The sequence below is a fragment of the Kitasatospora sp. NPDC056731 genome (assembly GCF_040687675.1).
In the GTDB taxonomy this organism is placed as follows: Bacteria; Actinomycetota; Actinomycetes; order Streptomycetales; family Streptomycetaceae; genus Kitasatospora.
Map to the genome: position 1 here is coordinate 1 of NZ_JBFBNR010000096.1, position 4,058 is coordinate 4,058.

At 71.9% G+C, this 4,058-nt stretch carries 4 protein-coding genes and 1 pseudogene; 3 read left to right on the forward strand and 2 right to left on the reverse strand.

Translation table 11 applies throughout. The annotated features are described in order from the left end of the window. Positions 1-113: pseudogene (locus AB0R04_RS38765) on the reverse strand (electron transfer flavoprotein subunit beta); the annotation flags it as partial. A 264-nt stretch (positions 114-377) separates the two neighbouring features. Then, the gene (locus AB0R04_RS38770) at positions 378-791 is read right to left on the reverse strand and encodes a thioredoxin family protein (protein WP_363378875.1); all 414 of its coding nucleotides are present in this window, start codon (positions 789-791) and stop codon (positions 378-380) included. 204 nt (positions 792-995) lie between these two features. On the opposite strand from AB0R04_RS38770, the gene AB0R04_RS38775 reads away from it, so the two are divergent. From AB0R04_RS38775 to AB0R04_RS38785, 3 genes are all read left to right on the forward strand, one after another. Beyond that, the gene (locus tag AB0R04_RS38775; RefSeq protein ID WP_063350143.1) at positions 996-1,421 is read left to right on the forward strand and encodes a DUF4395 domain-containing protein; all 426 of its coding nucleotides are present in this window, start codon (positions 996-998) and stop codon (positions 1,419-1,421) included. Between the two features lie 267 nt (positions 1,422-1,688). After that, the gene (locus AB0R04_RS38780; protein WP_363378877.1) at positions 1,689-2,459 is read left to right on the forward strand and encodes a lysophospholipid acyltransferase family protein; all 771 of its coding nucleotides are present in this window, start codon (positions 1,689-1,691) and stop codon (positions 2,457-2,459) included. 236 nt (positions 2,460-2,695) lie between these two features. Beyond that, the gene (locus AB0R04_RS38785) at positions 2,696-3,955 is read left to right on the forward strand and encodes a hypothetical protein (protein ID WP_363378879.1); all 1,260 of its coding nucleotides are present in this window, start codon (positions 2,696-2,698) and stop codon (positions 3,953-3,955) included. The last annotated feature ends 103 nt before the right edge of the window (positions 3,956-4,058 follow it).

Consider the following 4,058-nt stretch of genomic DNA (forward strand, 5'->3'; position numbering starts at 1 on the left):
TCCGACAGAAGGCCGTCCACACCCTCCCGGTCGGTGGTGTGGTCGTCCGCGAACCGACGGTCACCCGTCGCGTCCGGCACGTACTTCACACAGACAACGATCCTCAAGCTCACGGCCTGTCTCCTGTACTGGTCTCGTCCGGCGGCTGCGGCTGTGCAAGCGGGGCGCGAACACGGTGCGCACCCGCTCCGGGCAGCGAGTTCCCGTGCCGGTCCGGAACTTCCTGGCAGCATACTCGGCAGTAGTCCAGTGGTCACTACTCGCCAGTAGCTTAGGCCGGGCGGCTGCACTTCCGTCTGCGCCCATCCTGCCCCAGGGCAACCCCGACACCACCTGATCGGGCTACATATCCGCCACAGGACCGCCGGGGCCCCGGCTCACACCGTCTCGCCGAGCGCCGCGATCACGTCCACCTTGCGCGGCAGTCCGGCCGCCCGGCGCACCACCCGGCCACCCCCGTCCAGCACCAGGACGGTCGGCGTGCGCAGGATCTCCAGCCGGCGGACCAGCTCCAGCCGCTCCTCGGCGTCCACCTCGACGTGCGCCACCCCGTCGACCATGCCGGCCACCTCCGCGAGCACCCGGCGGGTGGCCCGGCACGGCTGACAGAACGCCGTCGAGAACTGAACCAGCGTCGCCCGCTCGCCGAGCGCCCCGCCCAGCTCCGCCTCCGACAGCCGTACCGCCCCGCCGTTGGTGCGCACCCTCAGCCTCCCGTCGCGCCGTACCCGTAGCAGCCAGGAGGCGGTCGCCGGCGCCGGCACGACGACGTACACCACCAACCCGGCCATCCCCCAGTCTGCGGCAGCGGCCCCGGGCCCCGAAAGGGAGGTCGACCACCGAGCCGGGCCCGCGTACGATCGCCGGGTGGAATCCGACCGCACCGCACCGCCGTTGCTGACCTCCCGCCGCGTCGTCGACCTGGGCCGGGCCACCACCACCCGCTGTCGCTGACGCGCCCCGCCGCCGCCCGTCGCGACCCTCCCGGAGCCCTCGTGCAGATCGACCCTCGCGGTCCCCGCTTCGCCGCCGCGCTCACCTCTGTCGTCCTGGCCGCCGCCCTCATCACCGGCAGCGACGTGCTGCTGGCCGTCCAGGCCCTCGTCTTCGCACTCGGCGCGTTCGGCGGCCTGCGGCTCTCCCCCTACGGCTGGCTCTACCAGGCCTTCCTCCTCCCCCGGCTGACCCCGCCCTCCGAGACCGAGGACGAGCGGCCGCCCCGCTTCGCGCAGGGCGTCGGCCTGGTGTTCGCCGCCGTCGGCGCCCTCGGCTTCCTCACCGGGGTGGCCTGGCTCGGCCTACTCGCCACGGCGGTCGCCCTGGCCGCGGCCTTCCTCAACGCCGCGTTCGGCTACTGCCTCGGCCGCGAGATCTACCCCCTCGTCCGGCGCGCCCAGGGGCGCCTCGGCGCCGGAGCCTGACCGCAACCCTGGGCCCCTGGGCCTTCGGGACGGACCGGGCCTCCAGGTCGCCGGGGAGGGAAAAGTTCCCACCCGAACTCATCACGGAGATCACACCGCGAATATCCGCTTGACCGCACGGCTCAGGTGACAGCAGGCACTCGTTCGGGGGATCATCTCCGTGAATCACCCGTGACCGCCGCGGCGTGCCGCGCTCCGGTCGGCCCCCACTCAGCGACGCGGGTACCCGCCGTACCGGGCTCCGGCCCGTGGAAGTCAGGACTGACCGTGGCAGAGTTCGTGTACCCGCCGGTGATCGGCGCCGCACTCACCGCCTTCCGTGCGCTCGACGTGCGGATCAAGATCGTAGGCGCCGAGAACATCCCCGCCAGGGGCGGAGCCGTACTGGTCAGCAATCACATCAGCTACCTGGACTTCCTCTTCGCCGGCCTCGGCGCCTACCGCGGCGGCAAGCGCAAGACCCGTTTCATGGCCAAGGACGACGTCTTCAAGCACCGGGTCTCCGGCCCGCTGATGCGCGGCATGAAGCACATCCCGGTCGACCGCACCGACGGGCAGCCCGCGTACGAGGCCGCCGTGCGCGCCCTCAAGGCCGGCGAGGTCGTCGGGGTGTTCCCCGAGGCGACCATCAGCCGCTCGTTCATGCTGAAGAAGTTCAAGACCGGCGCCGCCCGGATGGCCGCCGACTCCGGCACCCCGCTGCTGCCCGTCATCCTCTGGGGCACCCAGCAGCTCTGGACCAAGGGCCGCCCGAAGACCCTGACCAAGCGCCACGTCCCCGTCACCATCATGATCGGCGAACCGATTCACCTGGGCCCGGACGACAAGCCCGTCATGGTCACCAGACGGCTGCGCGCGGCCATGAGCGAGATGCTCGACCGGGCCCAGCGCGAGTACCCCGGCAAGCCCTCCGGCCCGGACGACACCTGGTGGCTGCCCACCCACCTCGACGGCACCGCGCCCACCCTGGAGGTCGCCGAGGCCGAGGACGAGGCGGAGGCCCTCGCCAAGGCCGAGCGCCGCGCCGCCCGGGGCTGACCGGCCCCGCCCGGGTTCCACCTCGCCCCTGTTCCACCCCGCACCGGCGCTCCACTTCGCCACTCCGCGAGACCTTCTACTCCGTGTGACCGACCAAACGCCAGGCGTCGCGTGTCGCCCGGTCGCCGACGCTCCCCGTCTGACACAGTGACAGCCCCTTTGAGGGGCCTTCGTCCTGCATCGGAGACGGAGCGAACGCCGGAGAGGTCGGAAAGGTCGGAGCGGATATGACACGGATGACCCGCACAGGGCAGTCCCCCAGGTCCACACCCGAGGCCCGCACCCGCGCCAGCGCCGGTGCGGGCCTTCTGCTGCTGAGCGCCCTGCTCACCGGGTGCGGCGCCGAACCCGGTGAGATCCCCCTGTCCGAGATCCAAGCGGACGCCCCCTCCACCGCACCCGAGCCGACGACCACCGCCGCGAGCCCCGGTGTGGTCGGCGCCGCCGCCGGAACGCCTGCGGTCCCCGCGCACAACGGTCTGATCGTCGGCGGGGAATTCCTCAACGCCGCCCGCACCACCAGCGCCATCGTCACCCTCGCACCCGACGGCACCAGCTGGCACCAGGTCACCCAGCCGCCCGACCGCACGCGCGACGACCGCCCCGACTGGTCCCCGGACGGCAGCACGATCGCCTTCGACCGGACCGACCCACGGAGCGGCGCCGCCCGCCTCTGGACGGTCTCCACCACCGGCGACGAAGCCCACCAGATCGGCCAGCTCTGCGAGACCGGCACCGCCGACTGCGCCAACGAGGACGAACGCGCCCCCGCCTACTCGCCCAACGGCAAGCAACTCGCCTTCAGCCGCTCCTGGGGCGCCCTCGACCCGGCCGACAAATACCAGGTCCAGTACTCGGACCTCTACCTGATGAGCCCCGACGGCACCGACGTCCAGCGGCTCACCTTCCTCACCAACGACAAGCCGTACTCCGGGCAGGTCAGCAACCCCAGCTGGTCACCCGACGGCAAACAACTCACCTTCGAGTACCGCACCAATGCCACCGGTCAGCCCGCCAACAGCCGCGCCATCTACGTCGTCGCCGCGGACGGCACCGGGCTCCGGCAGCTCACCCCCTGGGAACTGCGCGCCGGAGACCGCGCCAACTGGTCCCCCGACGGCACCCAGATCCTCTTCACCACCTACCCGGCCGGCCGCGCCGACGCCCCCGGCGGCGGTATCTACACCGTCCACCCCGACGGCACCGCCATCGGCGCGCTGACTCCCGCCCCGTCCAACGTCTTCTACGGCACCGCCGCCTACGCGCCCGACGGCAAGTCCATCGTCTTCGCCCAGGACCCCGCCGGCTCCGGGGCCGACCTCTACACCATGCGGCCGGACGGGACGGGCATCGCCCGGCTCACCAACGACAGAGACGCCTGGCTGACCCGGCCGGCGTGGGGAACGGCGGCGGTACCGCCTCAACCCGATGGCCGGGCGTCGGCCCAGGCACAATCGCGGCGGTGGGAAGAGGACGAAGAATTCCAGGACGAGTGAATCACAACGCAAAGAACCCCCATCCGGTTTCCCGGATGGGGGTTCTCTGTGAATGATTGTTCGGCGGCGTCCTACTCTCCCACAGGGTCCCCCCTGCAGTACC

Coding starts and splice junctions, on each gene's coding strand:
- AB0R04_RS38785 (WP_363378879.1), top strand. CDS start 2,696: ATGACCCGCACAGGGCAGTCCCCCAGGTCCACACCCGAGGCCCGCACC.
- AB0R04_RS38770 (WP_363378875.1), bottom strand. CDS start 791: ATGGCCGGGTTGGTGGTGTACGTCGTCGTGCCGGCGCCGGCGACCGCC.